Source organism: Nocardia sp. NPDC050413 (assembly GCF_040655475.1).
Taxonomy (GTDB): Bacteria; Actinomycetota; Actinomycetes; order Mycobacteriales; family Mycobacteriaceae; genus Nocardia; species Nocardia coubleae.
Genome location: NZ_JBFAJZ010000001.1, coordinates 823216 through 838277, shown reverse-complemented (window position 1 = coordinate 838277; position 15062 = coordinate 823216). Strand labels below are relative to the sequence as shown.

Genomic DNA, 15062 nt, shown 5'->3' with positions numbered 1-15062 from the left:
AACGCTCAACCGAAACGTTGAGTTTGCTACCGTCGGGTATGGGCAGGGTCAGTTCGGGTCGGATGGAAACTTTCCTCGCTGTCGCCCGCCTGGGATCCATCCGCCGTGCCGCGGCACAACTCCACGTCACCGAAGCCGCCGTCTCGGCCGCCGTCACCCATGTCGAAAAGCAGCTCGGCGCCAAACTGATCGTTCGTTCAGGACGGGGTATCGCGCTCAGCGAAGCAGGCCGGGTGTACGCCGAATACTGCCGGGGGATCCTCGGTTTGATGAAGGAGGCGCACGCCGCCGTCCGTCAGGCCGACGCCGGACGATTACGCATCGGCGTCGTGGCCACCGCGGGCGAATCCGTGGTGCTGCGGCCGCTCGCCTCGTTTCGCCGCCGCTACCCCGACGTGGAACTGAGCCTGTCGATCCAGCCGCGCGACGTGCTGTTCCTCGAATTGCAGCACCACGAAACCGATCTCGTCATCGCCGGCCGACCGCCCCACGACGCGGGCCTGGTCATCCAGGCGCGCCGCCCCAGCACCCTGGTCGTCGTCGGCACCGACAATCCCGACCCCCGCCACACCACCTGGCTGCTGCGCGGCACCGGTTCGGGCACCCGCGAAGCCACCCTCGCCCTGCTCGACCGCCTCCAGATCGACCCGCCAACCCTCACCCTCGGCTCCCACGGCGCCGTCATCGCCGCCGCCCGCGAAGGCCTCGGTATCACCCTCATCCACTCCGACGCCGTCGGCGAACACCTCCGCTCCGGCGCCCTGCACACCATCGACGTCCCCGGCACCCCCCTCGACCGCCCCTGGCACGCCGTCACCACCCCCACCCCCACCCTCACCACCCGCCTGTTCCTCGCCCACCTCATCGACCCCGCCGAAACAGGCCCCGCCGACGCCTTCCACGCCGCCATCGGCCCGTGATCACCGGTTCGCCGAGGCGGTCTGCGATCGGCGCCGTGGCGCTCGGACAGGTGGTCGATCCCGGTCGAAGAAGCCGTGGACGGGCGCTCGTGCGGTGAGTACCGTCGTCTGGCAGGGGGCGGGATCGTCATCGGGTCGAATGAAGGGGTGGGGCATGGCAACCGAGGTGAAACTTTCCGGGGACGCACTCGAACTACCGGGCGGGGTGCGCGTGACATTCGTGCGGACTTTGCGGCTGCCCGAGACGGGGACCTACCCGTTGCCGCCGGGGCTCGGCACCTTCCCGCTGAGGCGGGTCGCCGACTACCCCGACACCGTGCCCGAGGAATGGCGGGAACGCGGCGGGGTGATGCTGCCGGTGTATCAGCGCGAGGCCCTGTGGTTGAATTCACGGCAACCACCCCGGCCGCCTTGAAAGTGGCGGTCGGCAAGGTGTGCGCGGTGTCGGGCAAGCCGTGGAGCGAGGTGCTCGGCAAGGACCCGCAGAACTACCTCGCCCTGCCCGACCAACCGTGGCTCGACGGCATCAACTCCGGTGACGGCGTCGTGCGCCAGTTCGTCGCGGTGCCGATGGGGCTCGGCGCGACCGTCGAAGGGCAGGTCACCGGCGCCGAGCAGTGGGGTGGGGTGCAGTTGGCGGTGCACGGGCTCACCGAAACGGCGCTTGCGAGCTGGCGCAGGCAGCAGGAACAGGCACGCCCACGCCATCTGCCAGCTCCTCCGCCGGGAGGTAATCCGCCCTGGGCGACAACGGCTTACGGCGCTCCGATGCCGGTGAGCGCCCCGCCGTACGGTGCCGCGGTCGCAGGTGCGCCTGCGGGGAGTCCGGTCGGCGCTCCCCCTCCCGTAGCGCCCGGCAGTGCGCCCGCCCCGTCCGCCGCGCCCAGGCCGTCCGGTGCGCCACGCGGCGCCCCCGCCGGAAAAGCTCGGGGCCACGCGAGCCCACAAGCCAGATCGATGGGGATCGGCGCCGGCGGCACGATGCGCCAGGAGATCTACGCCGACCACCGCCCCGTCGACGACTACCGCCGCGAAGCCGACGCCCGGATCTTCGTCCACCTCGCTTCCGCCGCCGAGTGGGAACAGATCACCGGCGAACCGGCCCCCTCCACCCCCGTCACCGCGCAGTCCTACGCCGAACACGGCCTTCCCTGGTTCGACTACTACGCCGCAGACGCCGAAGACCTCGCCCCGGCCGCCGAGCTCGCCGCCGTCGAACCCACCGGCAACTGGCTGGCCGACGAACAGCCGAACCCGCCGCTCGACGGCGATCTTCCGGTGATCTCGTTGGGCGACAAGACAGTTCAAGACGGGAATTGGTAACCGACGGTGAGCGCACGGTAGCGGTCGGCAGGCTGCGTCGCAGCTTCCCATCGGCGGTCGAAGACCGGAGTTCTCCGGCAGCCGATCCTGGGCCGCCAGTTCCTCGGCGAGCAGCTCGGCGAAGGTGCCGGTGTCGGTGCCGGTGGGCAACGGCAACATCGACGGGCATTCGGCCGCAATTCAGCCGACTCATGTCGAGGCGGGGACCAGAGGTTCGATTCCCCTAGGCCCCACTGTCAACGCTCGGCGGAGTCGACCAGCGCCCGGCACACCCAATTGTGGGCGCGTCCCACGGTGATACGCGCACCGAGAAGCTGTTCTGTCAAAGTCCAATACCGCTGGATCCGCTCATCGCTGTCGGTCGCGTCGTTCAGTAGTTGTGCGCGGAAGCGTGGCGTATCTCGTTCCCCGCGCGCACCGGCATGCGCGTCGACGAAACCGATCGAGCTCGCCACCGCCGCGTGGCCGCACACCATCGGTAACCAGGGGCACCACGTCGGCCATCACGTCACCGATCTGTCCGTAGAGGCTGCGAGGTTCACGAATACGGTCGGCCGGTCCGCGCCAGTACTGCCGGCGCACAACGCGGTTCAGTTCCGGGTCGGAGACCATCGCGACCAGCTCGGCATAGGCGACAACCTCGTCGACGGACGGATCACCGGACGGCTTCGGCACATTCCAGTAGATCCACCCTTCGACATCGCCCGGCGGTATCGGTGCGAGTGCCCGCAACCAGAACCGCATCAGGCAGTCGTGCGCCGCCTCGCCATCCTGTGCGGCCGCGAGCAAAGCCAGCCGCTCGGCGGGCACGCAGGGGACGCGTCTTCGACCGCCCGCAGACAGGCACGCCGCCAGGCCAAGGTTCGCATTTCGACATCGAGGCGGGCGCTTTCGGCAGCAGTCACCTCGGCGATCGACCGCTCACCCCGCAACACCTGGGTAATCGACCCCAAACCGAGCCCGAGCGCCCGCAACCGCTTGATCAGCAACACCCGTTCGACGGCCGGCTCCGCGTCGAACAGTCGATGCCCACCGACACTGCGCCGAGCATCCAGAATGCCCTCGTCGCAGTAGAACCGGATGGTCCGGACCGCCAGCCCGGTGCTGCGCGCCAACTCCCCGATACTCACCAACGTTGCCTGTGTGTCGTCGGTCACAACCAGTTGAACCTCCACCCCGGTGGAGCTCTTACGGTACTGCACGTACGTAATCACCTCGAACGAAGGACAATTCGTGGCAACCACGCAGCAGGAGATCATCGCGGGCATCGCCGACATCATCGAGGAGGTGACCGGCATCGAAGCCGCCGAGGTGACGCCGGAGAAGTCCTTCATCGAAGACCTCGAGATCGATTCCCTGTCCCTCGTGGAGATCGCCGTCCAACTCGAGGACAAATACGCCGTCAAGATCCCCGACGAGGACCTGTCGAGCCTGCGCACCGTCGGTGACGCCGTCACCTACGTCCAGAAGATGGAGGCCGAACAACCCGCGCTCGCCGCCGAAATGGCCGCCAAGCTCAAAGACGAGCCGGCCCGCTAAGAGCACACCGGCGAATAGGCGGGCGGTGGTGGGAGATTCGGATATCGGCTGTTCGGCCGAACCCGCCACCACGCCCGCCGACCCGACGTACGATCCGTCTGTGGCCGAATCAGATCGTTCCACCCCGCTGCGTGTGCTGGTCTACAGCAATGACGCCGATACCCGTCAACAGGTGATTCTTGCGCTGGGGCCACGCCCCCGGCCGGATCTACCGGAGCTCGACTACCTCGAGGTCGCGACCGCGCCGGTCGTCATCGAGCAGATGGATGCCGGTGGGATCGATCTCGCGATTCTCGACGGGGAGTCCGTGCCCGCGGGTGGTCTCGGGATCGCCAAGCAGCTCAAGGACGAGATCGAGCAGTGCCCGCCGGTTGTCGTGCTCACCGGGCGGCCCGACGATGCCTGGCTGGCCAACTGGTCGCGGGCCGAGGCCTCGGTGTCGCACCCGATCGACCCCATGCAGCTCACCCGCGCGGTCGCGGGCGTGCTCAACGCGCGCTGAGCGCAGTGTCCCGTTCCGTCGGATAGTCGACGTCACCCCCATCCCCACAGAACCACTGGTAACCCCAGTGGTTCTGTTGTGTGTGCACCGAACGAATTACCACCGTTTCGCTCATGAATCTCGATACTGAATTCGATCAAACAGTCCCCTGGAAACGCGCGGCGCACCCCTGAAACCGCGATAGTCTGTGCTCTAGCTCACACGAGCGCGGGTTCTGTATAACGCTCCGCCATCGCTGCACAGCGGGCGAGGCCCCGGTTCGGCGGACAACGTTGTCGGCCCCGTCTCGCCGAAAGCTGCCGTCCGCGGCCGCGCCACACGGCACGGCCTGCTCCAGCGAGGAGGGGAAGTGCAGTCGTGAACATCGAAGTGCCCGCACTCGTACTCGGCGCCATCGCCGCGGCGTTCGCGGTGTTCTCCGTCATCATGGCGGCGCTCGTCGGCCCGAGGCGATACAACCGGGCCAAGCTCGAACCCTACGAATGCGGCATCGAACCCACACCGCACGCCATCGCAGGTGGACCGGGAGACGTTGGGGGGCAACGCTTCCCGGTGAAGTACTACCTCACCGCGATGCTGTTCATCATCTTCGACATCGAGATCGTGTTCCTCTACCCGTGGGCCGTCCATTTCGACGCCCTCGGGTTGTTCGGGTTCGCCGCGATGGCGCTGTTCATCGTCAATGTGTCGGTCGCCTACGCCTACGAATGGCGCCGCGGCGGCCTCAGCTGGGAATGAGTGGGAAATAATGGGTCTCGAAGAGAAACTGCCCAGCGGGTTCCTGCTGAGCACCGTCGAGGATTTCGCCGGATACCTGCGTAAAGGGTCGCTGTGGCCTGCCACCTTCGGCCTGGCCTGCTGCGCGATCGAGATGATGGCCACCGGCGCCGGACGATTCGACATCGCCCGCTTCGGCATGGAGGCGTTCCGCGCCTCGCCCCGCCAGGCAGATCTGATGATCGTCGCCGGCCGGGTGAGCCAGAAGATGGCACCGGTACTGCGCCAGGTCTACGACCAGATGACCGAACCCAAATGGGTGCTGGCCATGGGTGTCTGCGCGTCCTCGGGCGGAATGTTCAACAACTACGCCATCGTGCAGGGCGTCGACCACGTGGTCCCGGTCGACATCTACCTGCCAGGCTGCCCGCCCCGCCCGGAAATGCTGCTCAACGCCATCCTCGCGTTGCACGCCAAGATCGCCGAGATGCCGATGGGCGTGAACCGCGAGGAAGCGATCCGCGCCGCCGAACAGGCCGCGCTCGCCAGCACCCCGACCATCCGCATGGAGGGCCTGCTGCGATGACCTTCGACTCCCCCGACAACACCGACAACACTGCGGGGCAGGGCATTCCGGAGGAAACCCCGGAAGCGCCCAAGCATCGCAAACCGGCCGAGGACGAGGTGATCGGCACCCGCCACGGCATGTTCGGCGTGCACGGCACCGGCGACACGTCCGGCTACGGCGGCCTGGTCACTCCGGTCGTGCTGCCGGGCGGCACGCCGCCCCCGTACGGCGGCTGGTTCGACGCCTTCGTCGGCACGTTGCGCGCCGCCCTCACCCACCGCGTCATCGCCTTCGACACCGTCATCGAGAAGATCGTCGTCTTCCGCGGCGAACTCACCCTGCACGTGCGCCGCGAACATCTCGTCGACGTGGCGAGCGCCCTGCGCGACGACAGCTCGCTGCGCTTCGAACTGTGCCTCGGCGTCAGCGGGGTGCACTACCCCGACGAAACCGGGCGCGAACTGCACGCCGTGTACCACCTGATGTCGATCACCCACAGCCGCCGGGTTCGCCTCGAGGTCTCGGTTCCCGATGCCGACCCGCACATCCCGTCGCTGTTCTCGGTGTATCCGACCGTCGACTGGCACGAACGCGAAACCTACGACTTCTTCGGCATCCTCTTCGACGGGCACCCCTCGCTCACCCGCATCACCATGCCCGACGACTGGCGCGGCCACCCGCAGCGCAAGGACTACCCGCTCGGCGGGATCCCGGTGGAGTACAAGGGCGCGCGCATACCGCCGCCCGACGAGCGGAGGACCTACAGCTGATGACCGACACCGATTTCCGCCGTGACGAACCGCGGGTCGTCACCGTGGCAGGCCAGGACTGGGACCAGGTCGGCGAGGTGCTCGACGGTGCCGGTGAGGAACGCATCGTCGTCAATATGGGCCCCCAGCACCCCTCCACGCACGGGGTGCTGCGCCTGATCCTCGAGATCGAGGGCGAAACCGTCACCGAGGCCCGCTGCGGCATCGGCTACCTGCATACCGGTATCGAGAAGAACCTGGAGTTCCGCAACTGGACCCAGGGCGTCACCTTCGTGACCCGGATGGACTACCTGTCCCCGTTCTTCAACGAGACCGCCTACTGCCTCGGCGTGGAGAAACTGCTCGACATCACCGAGCAGATCCCCGAACGCGCCACCGTGGTCCGTGTGCTGCTGATGGAGCTCAACCGCATCTCCTCGCACCTGGTGGCCCTCGCGACCGGCGGCATGGAACTGGGCGCGCTCACCCCGATGCTGTTCGGCTTCCGCGAACGCGAACTCATCCTCGACGTCTTCGAAACCATCACCGGACTGCGGATGAACCATGCCTTCATCCGTCCCGGCGGCCTCGCCCAGGACCTGCCCGACGACGGTGTCACCAAGGTGCGCGAACTCCTGGAGATCATGCCGGGCCGGTTGCGCGATATGGAACACCTGCTCAGCGCCAACCCGATCTGGAAGAAGCGCACCCAGGACATCGGCTACCTCGACCTCACCGGCTGCATGGCCCTCGGCATCACGGGGCCGGTGCTCCGCGCCACCGGTCTGCCCCACGACCTGCGCAAGTCCGATCCCTACTGCGGGTACGAGAACTACGAGTTCGACATCCCGACCACCACCGGCTGCGACTGCTACGGCCGCTACCTCATCCGGGTGGCCGAGATGCGCGAGTCGCTCAAGATCGTCGAACAATGCCTCGACCGGTTGCGCCCCGGTCCGGTGATGATCGACGACAAGAAGATCGCCTGGCCCGCCGACCTGAAACTGGGCCCCGACGGACTCGGCAACTCCCCCGAACACATCGGCAAGATCATGGGCACCTCCATGGAATCGCTGATCCACCACTTCAAGATCGTCACCGAGGGCATCAGAGTGCCTGCCGGGCAGGTGTATTCGGCCGTCGAGTCACCACGCGGCGAACTGGGCGTGCACATGGTCAGCGACGGCAGCACCCGCCCCTACCGGGTGCACTACCGCGACCCCTCGTTCACCAACCTGCAGGCGGTCGCCGCGATGTGCGAGGGCGGCATGGTCGCCGACGTCATCGCCTCCGTCGCCAGCATCGACCCCGTCATGGGAGGGGTAGACCGATGACCGAAAAGCCCGCGAGCCCAACGGTTCTGCTGAATCTCACCGTCCGGCCCGAGCCGTATCCGCCGCATCTTCGCCAGCGTCTCGAGCTCGACGCCAAGGACATCATCACCCGCTACCCGCATCCGCGTTCGGCCCTGCTGCCACTGTTGCATCTGGTGCAAGCCGAGGACGGATATGTTACCGGCACCGGGATCGACTTCTGTGCCGAGCAATTGGGGCTCACCGGCGCCGAGGTCACCGCCGTGGCCACCTTCTATTCGATGTACCGCCGTACCCCTACCGGCGACTACCACGTGGGCGTGTGCACCAACACGCTGTGTGCGGTACTCGGCGGCGACGCGATCTACGAAGCGCTGCAACAGCATCTGGGCATCGGCCACGGTCAGACCACTCCCGACGGCGCCGTCACCCTCGAACACATCGAGTGCAACGCCGCCTGCGACTACGCACCGGTGATGATGGTGAACTGGGAGTTCTTCGACAACCAGACCCCCGAATCGGCCATCGAGATCGCCGACGCCCTGCGTGCCGGTCATCAGGTGCGGCCCAGTCGTGGCGCCCCGCTGTGCACGTTCCGCGAGACCGCGCGAATCCTCGCCGGTTTCCCCGACGAACGACCGGGTGTCCTCGAGGGCGCTCCCGGTGAGCCCACGCTGGCCGGATTGCGCATCGCCGACGGTGCGGCCTCGGCCCCTGAAACAGCCTTCCCGGCAACGGATTCCGAAGACGGCGAGGGCGCGCGATGACCACGCTCACCCCTGTGCTGAGCCGAGACTGGGATCGTCCGCAGTCCTGGACGCTCGACACCTATTCCAGCACCGGCGGATACGAAGGTCTGCGGGCCGCGCTGCGGATGCAGCCCGACGACGTCATCCAAACGGTCAAGGACGCGGGTCTGCGCGGACGCGGAGGTGCGGGCTTCCCCACCGGGATGAAGTGGTCGTTCATCCCGCAGGGTCCCGGCCCCGACGGCGCGACCAAACCGCACTACCTCGTGGTCAACGCCGACGAGTCCGAACCGGGCACCTGCAAAGACATCCCGCTCATGCTGGCCACCCCGCACACGCTCATCGAGGGGGTGGTGATCGCCGCCTACGCCATTCGCGCGAACACCGCCTTCATCTACGTGCGTGGTGAAGTGGTTCCGGTGCTGCGCCGCCTGCAGGCCGCTGTTGCCGAGGCCTACGCCGCCGGATTCCTCGGCAACAACATCCTCGGCTCGGGTTTCGACCTGGAACTGATCGTGCACGCCGGGGCCGGCGCCTACATCTGCGGTGAGGAAACCGCCCTCCTCGATTCGCTCGAGGGACGCCGCGGCCAGCCACGGCTACGGCCACCGTTCCCCGCCGTCGCCGGTCTCTACGCCTGCCCGACGGTGGTCAACAATGTGGAATCCATCGCGTCGGTGCCCTCGATCCTGCGCAACGGCACCGATTGGTTCCGCTCGATGGGCAGCGAGAAGTCGCCCGGCTTCACCCTGTACTCCCTCTCGGGTCATGTCGCCCGCCCTGGCCAGTACGAGGCACCGCTCGGCATCACCCTGCGCGAACTGCTCGACTACGCAGGCGGTGTGCGCACCGGGCACACCCTGAAGTTCTGGACACCGGGCGGTTCGTCGACCCCGTTGTTCACCGCCGACCACCTCGATGTCGCCCTCGACTACGAGGGTGTCGCCGCCGCCGGTTCCATGCTCGGCACCAAGGCATTACAGATCTTCGACGACACCACCTGCGTGGTGCGGGCGGTGCTGCGCTGGACCGAGTTCTACGCCCACGAGTCCTGCGGCAAATGCACACCGTGCCGCGAAGGCACCTACTGGCTGGTGCAACTGCTGCACCGGCTCGAGGCAGGCCAGGGCACCGAGGCCGACCTCGACAAGCTCGCCGACATCGCCGACAACATCAACGGCAAATCGTTCTGCGCGCTCGGTGACGGCGCGGCCAGCCCGATCTTCTCCTCGCTGAAGTACTTCCGTGAGGAATACCTCGAGCATCAGCGTCGCGGCGGCTGCCCGTTCGACCCGGCCCGCGCCACGGCGTGGGCCTCAGGAAAGGCGACCCGATGACAGCGATCGCACCCGGCAACAACTCCGGTGTGGTGCCCGCCGATCTGGTGAGCGTCACCATCGACGACACCACCATCCAGGTCCCCGCGGGCACCCTGGTGATCCGCGCGGCCGAACTGATCGGCGTGCAGATCCCCCGCTTCTGCGACCACCCACTGCTCGACCCCGTCGGCGCCTGCCGTCAGTGCATCGTCGAGGTCGAAGGCCAGCGCAAACCGGTGGCCTCCTGCACGATTCCCGTCACCGACGGCATGGTGGTGCGCACCCAGCTCAGCTCCCCGGTCGCCGAGAAGGCTCAGCGCGGGGTGATGGAACTGCTGCTCATCAACCACCCCCTGGATTGCCCGGTATGCGACAAGGGCGGCGAATGCCCGTTGCAGAACCAGGCCATGTCCACCGGCAGCGCCGAATCCCGCTTCGAGGGTGAGAAACGCACCTACCCGAAACCCATACCGCTGTCGTCGGCGGTTCTGCTCGACCGGGAACGGTGCGTGCTGTGCGCCCGGTGCACCCGGTTCTCGCAGCAGGTGGCCGGTGACCCGTTCATCGAACTGATGGATCGTGGTGCGCTGCAACAGGTCGGTATCGCCCAGGCCGAACCGCTCGACTCGTACTTCTCCGGCAACACCGTGCAGATCTGCCCGGTCGGCGCGCTCACCGGCACCTCCTACCGGTTCCGTGCCCGCCCCTTCGACCTGGTCTCCACACCAAGTGTGTGCGAGCACTGCGCGTCGGGTTGTGCGCAACGCACCGATCACCGGCGTGGGAAGGTGTTGCGGCGCTTGGCCGGTGACGACCCGCAGGTCAACGAGGAATGGAACTGCGACAAAGGCCGCTGGGCCTTCGCCTACGCCACCGAACGCGACCGCCTCACCACCCCACTGGTGCGTGGCTGGGACGGTGTGCTCGCCCCCGCCTCCTGGCCCCAGGCTCTCGCCGCCGCCGCGACCGGATTGCAGGCCGCCATCGGCAACGCCGGTGTGCTGGTCGGTGGGCGCGTCACCGAGGAAGAGGCCTACGCGTACAGCAAGTTCGCGCGAATGGTGCTGTCCACCAACGACATCGACTTCCGTGCCCGCGTGCACTCCGAGGAGGAGGAACTGTTCCTCGCCGCGTGCGTCGCCGGACGCGGCATCGACGTGGACTACACGGCACTGAGCAAAGCGCCCGCCGTGCTGCTGGTCGGATTCGAGCCCGAAGAGGAATCGCCGATCGTCTACCTGCGCCTGCGCAAAGCGGTGCGCACTCGAGGTCTGCGGGTGGTGTCCTTGGCGCCGTTCGCTTCTCGTGGGCTCGAACGACTCTCCGGTGCCCTCATCCAGACCCCGCCGTGCGCCGAGGCCGAGGTCCTCGACGCCGTGCTGGGCGAAACCTCGCCGGACGCGGCCGAACTCATGAACCTGCTGCGCACGCCCGGCGCGGTCGTCATGGCGGGTGAACGGCTCGCAGGCAGCCCGGGCGCCTTGTCGGCGGTGATCCGGTTGGCCGAGGCCACCGGAGCCGCGCTCGCCTGGGTGCCACGCCGGGCCGGTGAACGCGGAGCACTCGAAGCAGGCGCACTGCCCAGTCTGCTGCCCGGTGGCAGGCCCGTCGTCGATCCGACCGCGCGCCAGCAGGTTCGTCACCGCTGGCAGAGTGGCGAACTGCCCGTCGGTCCCGGGCGCGACACCTCGGCGATCCTCGCGGGCGCGGCCCAGTTCGGCGCACTGGTGATCGGCGGCGTGGATCCCGCCGACCTGCCCGACCCGGCCGCGGCCCTGGCCGCGATCGATGCCGCCCGGTTCGTGGTGAGTCTCGAACAACGCCACAGCAGTGTCACCGAACGCGCCGACGTCGTGTTCCCCGTTGCCACCGTCGTCGAGAAGACGGGCACCTTCCGCACCTGGGAAGGCAGGCCGCGCCCGTTCGCGGCCACCCCACTCGACACCACACGCCGCGTCGCCGCACCACTGCCGGACCTGCGCGTATTGCATTCCCTGGCCGCCGAGATGGGTGTCCCGATCGACCTGCCCGACGCCGCCGCGGCCCGGACCGAACTCGACGCGCTCGGGGCTTGGAGCGGTGAACCGATCGCCGCACCCGAATTCTCGAGCCAGACCAGACCCACACCCGGTCCCGGTACGGCGGTGCTGGCCGGATGGCGGATGCTGCTCGACGCCGGGCGGCTGCAGGACGGCGAACCCAACCTCGCCGGTGTCGCGCGTCCACCGGTCGCCCGGCTCTCGGCCGCCACCGCCGCCGAGATCGAAGCCGACGACGCCGACCACATCATCCTCGCCACCGACCGTGGCGAGATCACCGTGCCGCTGATGATCACCGATCTGCCCGACCGGGTGGTGTGGCTGCCGCTGCACTCACCCGGTTGCACGGTCGGTACCACCCTCGGCGTGACGCCCGGCGCCGTGGTGCGCCTGCGCCGCGCCGACGACAGGATGAAGGAACACCGCCATGAGTGATCGTGTGCTACTCCTCGCGGCCGACGCCGGGCCGGTCTTCGGCACCGACCCGCTGTGGCTGGTCGTGGTCAAGGCGCTGGCGGTGTTCGTCTACCTGATGCTCGTCCCGCTGGTCGCGGTGTACGCCGAACGCAAGGTCGTCGCCTGGATGCAGATGCGGGTCGGTCCCAACCGGGTCGGCCCGGGCGGCATGTTCCAGTCGATCGCCGACGGTGTGAAGATGGCGCTCAAGGAAGACATCATCCCCGCCATCGTCGACAAACCGATCTACGTGCTCGCGCCGATCATCTCGGTGATCCCGGCGTTCATGGCGTTCGCGGTGATCCCGTTCGGTCCGGAGGTGTCGATCTTCGGCACCCGCACGGCGCTGCAGCTCACCGACATGCCCGTGGGCGTGCTCTACATCCTGGCCATCACTTCCATCGGCGTGTACGGCATCGTGCTGGCCGGTTGGTCGTCGAACTCGACGTATCCGCTGCTCGGCGGGTTGCGTTCGACCGCACAGGTCATCTCCTACGAGATCGCGATGGCACTGACCTTCGCCACGGTGTTCCTGCTCTCGGGCACCATGGCGACCTCCGGCATCGTCACCGCCCAGGAGGGCACCTGGTACGTCTTCCTGTTGCTGCCCTCGTTCCTGATCTACTGCGTGGCGATGGTCGGCGAGACCAACCGGGCACCGTTCGACCTGCCCGAAGCCGAGGGTGAGCTCGTCGGCGGTTTCCACACCGAGTACTCCTCGCTGAAGTTCGCGATGTTCATGCTCGCCGAATACGTCAACATGGCAACGGTTTCCGCGCTCGCCACCACCCTGTTCCTCGGCGGGTGGCGCGCACCGTTCCCGATCAGCCTGTGGGAGGGCGCCAACTCCGGGTGGTGGCCGGTGCTGTGGTTCACCGCCAAGGTGTGGACGTTCCTGTTCGTGTTCGTCTGGTTGCGCGGCACCCTGCCCCGCCTGCGCTACGACCAGTTCATGAACCTCGGCTGGAAACTGCTCATCCCCACCTCACTGGTGTGGGTCATGGTCGTGGCCGGTGCACGGGTCCTCGACATCGAGGGCATTCCCGGGCAGACACCCATCCTGGTCGGCACCGGCATCGTCGTCACCCTCGGGCTGATCGGCATGTTCGTGCGGGCAGGCCGCACGAAGGGGTTGCCGCCGCTGCCGGAGGAACCCGCGAACTCGCCCGTGTTCCTCGGTTTCCCGGTGCCGCCGATGCCACCGCGCACCGCCGACGCCGAACCGCGGATCGGGCTGCTCGATCCCTTCGCCGGATTCGCCGTCACCGGGGCGACCATGTTCAAGAAGCCCAACACCGAGTTCTACCCGGAACAGAAGGTGCCGACCGCGCCGCGCTATCACGGTCGCCACCAGCTCAACCGCTACGCCGACGGCCTCGAGAAATGCATCGGCTGCGAGCTGTGCGCCTGGGCGTGCCCGGCCGACGCCATCTACGTCGAAGGCGGTGACAACACCGAGGACGAACGCTTCTCCCCCGGTGAACGCTACGGGCGCGTGTACCAGATCAACTACCTGCGCTGCATCGGCTGCGGCCTGTGCATCGAGGCCTGCCCCACCCGGGCGCTCACCATGACCAACGAATACGAACTCACCGACGACAACCGCGCGGACCTCATCTACGAGAAGGACCGGCTGCTGGCGCCGATGGAGCCCGGCATGGTCGCTCCGCCGCACGCGATGGCACCGGGCACCGACGCCGCCGACTACTACCTCGGTCGCGTCGGACCCGCGGCGTCCGAAGAGGAGGTCCTGCGATGAACACCCTGCTGGCCGCCGACATCGCCGCCACCTCCACCGGGGAAGCCGTGCTGTTCTGGGTACTCGCCCCCATCGCCGTGCTCGGCGCGCTCGGCATGGTGACCGCGGCCAAGGCCGTGCACTCGGCACTGTGCCTTGCCGCGACCATGATCGCGCTCGCCGTGTTCTACATCGCCCAGGACGCCCTGTTCCTCGGTGTGGTGCAGATCGTGGTGTACACGGGCGCGGTGATGATGCTGTTCCTGTTCGTGCTGATGCTCGTCGGTGTCGACTCGGCCGAGTCACTGCGCGAAACCCTGCGCGGGCAACGCATCGCGGCCGCGATCGTCGGCCTCGGATTCGGATTCCTGCTCATCGGCGGCATCGGGTCGGCGCTGGGTGGCGACGGAACCCGCTTCGCGGGCAACGGTTTCGGTGAACGCGATGTGATCGCCGAACTCGCCGAACTGATCTTCCTGCGCTACGTCTGGGCGTTCGAACTCACCGGCGCCCTGCTCATCACCGCGACCATCGGCGCCATGGTGCTCGCCCACCGCGAACACTTCACGCCGCGCCGGGGTCAGCGCGAGATGTCACGTGACCGTTTCCGCACCGGCGGTGAACGCGCCACCCCGCAGCCGACACCGGGCGTCTTCGCCCGGCACAACGCCGTCGACAGCCCGGCCCTGCTGCCCGACGGTTCCTACGCCGAACACTCGGTGAGCACCATCCTGCGCCACCGCCGCACCCGCGCCCACGAAGAAGCGCTGTTCCTGGCGGCGGGCGCGGCACGCGGCGACAACCCGACGGCCGACGAGGAAGGCAAGCGGTGAACCCCCAGAACTACCTGTTCCTGTCCGCGCTGTTGTTCACCATCGGCGCCGCCGGAGTCCTGTTGCGGCGCAACGCGATCGTGGTGTTCATGTGTGTGGAGCTCATGCTCAACGCGGTGAACCTGGCCTTCGTCACCTTCGCCCGGCTGCACAGCGACCTCGACGGTCAGGTGATCGCCTTCTTCACCATGGTCGTGGCCGCCGCCGAGGTCGTCGTCGGTCTGGCGATCATCATGACGATCTTCCGTGCCCGCCGGTCGACCTCGGTCGACGCCGCCAACCTGCTGAAGTTCTGAC

At 67.7% G+C, this 15062-nt stretch carries 14 protein-coding genes and 2 pseudogenes; 15 read left to right on the top strand and 1 reads right to left on the bottom strand.

The genetic code is table 11. The features are described 5' to 3' along the window. Nucleotides 1–62: 62 nt before the first annotated feature. Entirely contained in the window at nucleotides 63–920 is an 858-nt protein-coding gene (locus tag AB0I19_RS04080) for a LysR family transcriptional regulator (protein WP_067490379.1), read from the top strand. 154 nt (nucleotides 921–1074) lie between these two features. Beyond that, a pseudogene (locus AB0I19_RS04075) lies at nucleotides 1075–2243 on the top strand (hypothetical protein). Nucleotides 2244–2986: 743 nt separating this feature from the next. Here AB0I19_RS04075 and AB0I19_RS04070 read toward each other — a convergent pair. Further along, nucleotides 2987–3511: a MerR family transcriptional regulator gene (locus tag AB0I19_RS04070; protein ID WP_357144138.1), complete on the bottom strand. Its 525-nt coding sequence runs from the start codon at nucleotides 3509–3511 to the stop codon at nucleotides 2987–2989. Here AB0I19_RS04070 and acpM point away from each other — a divergent pair. The 13 genes and pseudogenes from acpM to nuoK all read left to right on the top strand — a co-directional run bounded on the left by acpM (nucleotide 3477) and on the right by nuoK (nucleotide 15061). Continuing rightward, nucleotides 3477–3782, top strand: a complete 306-nt coding sequence (gene acpM, locus AB0I19_RS04065; protein WP_067638448.1) for a meromycolate extension acyl carrier protein AcpM — start codon at nucleotides 3477–3479, stop codon at nucleotides 3780–3782. The two genes, AB0I19_RS04070 and acpM, sit on opposite strands and share 35 nt — an antisense overlap. A gap of 100 nt (nucleotides 3783–3882) precedes the next feature. Continuing rightward, complete coding sequence (locus AB0I19_RS04060; protein WP_133734114.1) at nucleotides 3883–4284, top strand: hypothetical protein; 402 nt, start codon at nucleotides 3883–3885, stop codon at nucleotides 4282–4284. Between the two features lie 357 nt (nucleotides 4285–4641). Further along, the gene (locus AB0I19_RS04055) at nucleotides 4642–5022 is read left to right on the top strand and encodes an NADH-quinone oxidoreductase subunit A (RefSeq protein ID WP_067489946.1); all 381 of its coding nucleotides are present in this window, start codon (nucleotides 4642–4644) and stop codon (nucleotides 5020–5022) included. Nucleotides 5023–5032: 10 nt separating this feature from the next. Next, on the top strand, nucleotides 5033–5587 hold the full coding sequence (locus AB0I19_RS04050; protein ID WP_067489943.1) for an NADH-quinone oxidoreductase subunit B: 555 nt from the start codon (nucleotides 5033–5035) through the stop codon (nucleotides 5585–5587). Then, nucleotides 5584–6339: an NADH-quinone oxidoreductase subunit C gene (locus AB0I19_RS04045; RefSeq protein WP_181697246.1), complete on the top strand. Its 756-nt coding sequence runs from the start codon at nucleotides 5584–5586 to the stop codon at nucleotides 6337–6339. The genes AB0I19_RS04050 and AB0I19_RS04045 overlap by 4 nt, the downstream gene beginning before the upstream one ends. After that, complete coding sequence (gene nuoD, locus AB0I19_RS04040; protein WP_357144133.1) at nucleotides 6339–7652, top strand: NADH dehydrogenase (quinone) subunit D; 1314 nt, start codon at nucleotides 6339–6341, stop codon at nucleotides 7650–7652. Before AB0I19_RS04045 ends, nuoD begins: the two co-directional genes overlap by 1 nt. Next, a complete protein-coding gene (gene nuoE / locus AB0I19_RS04035; protein WP_357144130.1) occupies nucleotides 7649–8398 on the top strand; it encodes an NADH-quinone oxidoreductase subunit NuoE in 750 nt (249 codons plus the stop codon). Before nuoD ends, nuoE begins: the two co-directional genes overlap by 4 nt. Beyond that, nucleotides 8395–9717 (top strand): NADH-quinone oxidoreductase subunit NuoF, encoded by a 1323-nt coding sequence (gene nuoF, locus AB0I19_RS04030; protein WP_357144127.1) that lies wholly within the window; start codon nucleotides 8395–8397, stop codon nucleotides 9715–9717. The genes nuoE and nuoF overlap by 4 nt, the downstream gene beginning before the upstream one ends. Then, a complete protein-coding gene (locus AB0I19_RS04025) occupies nucleotides 9714–12173 on the top strand; it encodes an NADH-quinone oxidoreductase subunit G (RefSeq protein ID WP_357144124.1) in 2460 nt (819 codons plus the stop codon). The genes nuoF and AB0I19_RS04025 overlap by 4 nt, the downstream gene beginning before the upstream one ends. Then, nucleotides 12166–13410 (top strand): annotated as a pseudogene (gene nuoH / locus AB0I19_RS04020) (NADH-quinone oxidoreductase subunit NuoH); the annotation flags it as partial. The gene AB0I19_RS04025 and the pseudogene nuoH, both read left to right, overlap by 8 nt. Beyond that, a complete protein-coding gene (gene nuoI, locus AB0I19_RS04015) occupies nucleotides 13390–13953 on the top strand; it encodes an NADH-quinone oxidoreductase subunit NuoI (protein ID WP_255284019.1) in 564 nt (187 codons plus the stop codon). The pseudogene nuoH and the gene nuoI, both read left to right, overlap by 21 nt. Beyond that, a complete protein-coding gene (locus AB0I19_RS04010) occupies nucleotides 13950–14765 on the top strand; it encodes an NADH-quinone oxidoreductase subunit J (RefSeq protein ID WP_067638458.1) in 816 nt (271 codons plus the stop codon). Before nuoI ends, AB0I19_RS04010 begins: the two co-directional genes overlap by 4 nt. After that, on the top strand, nucleotides 14762–15061 hold the full coding sequence (gene nuoK / locus AB0I19_RS04005; protein WP_067489925.1) for an NADH-quinone oxidoreductase subunit NuoK: 300 nt from the start codon (nucleotides 14762–14764) through the stop codon (nucleotides 15059–15061). Before AB0I19_RS04010 ends, nuoK begins: the two co-directional genes overlap by 4 nt. Nucleotide 15062 lies beyond the last annotated feature (1 nt).

Coding starts and splice junctions, on each gene's coding strand:
- nuoD (WP_357144133.1), top strand. CDS start 6,339: ATGACCGACACCGATTTCCGCCGTGACGAACCGCGGGTCGTCACCGTG.
- AB0I19_RS04050 (WP_067489943.1), top strand. CDS start 5,033: ATGGGTCTCGAAGAGAAACTGCCCAGCGGGTTCCTGCTGAGCACCGTC.
- AB0I19_RS04025 (WP_357144124.1), top strand. CDS start 9,714: ATGACAGCGATCGCACCCGGCAACAACTCCGGTGTGGTGCCCGCCGAT.
- AB0I19_RS04070 (WP_357144138.1), bottom strand. CDS start 3,511: ATGCCCGCGATGATCTCCTGCTGCGTGGTTGCCACGAATTGTCCTTCG.
- AB0I19_RS04010 (WP_067638458.1), top strand. CDS start 13,950: ATGAACACCCTGCTGGCCGCCGACATCGCCGCCACCTCCACCGGGGAA.
- AB0I19_RS04045 (WP_181697246.1), top strand. CDS start 5,584: ATGACCTTCGACTCCCCCGACAACACCGACAACACTGCGGGGCAGGGC.
- AB0I19_RS04080 (WP_067490379.1), top strand. CDS start 63: ATGGAAACTTTCCTCGCTGTCGCCCGCCTGGGATCCATCCGCCGTGCC.
- nuoI (WP_255284019.1), top strand. CDS start 13,390: ATGCCACCGCGCACCGCCGACGCCGAACCGCGGATCGGGCTGCTCGAT.
- nuoE (WP_357144130.1), top strand. CDS start 7,649: ATGACCGAAAAGCCCGCGAGCCCAACGGTTCTGCTGAATCTCACCGTC.
- nuoF (WP_357144127.1), top strand. CDS start 8,395: ATGACCACGCTCACCCCTGTGCTGAGCCGAGACTGGGATCGTCCGCAG.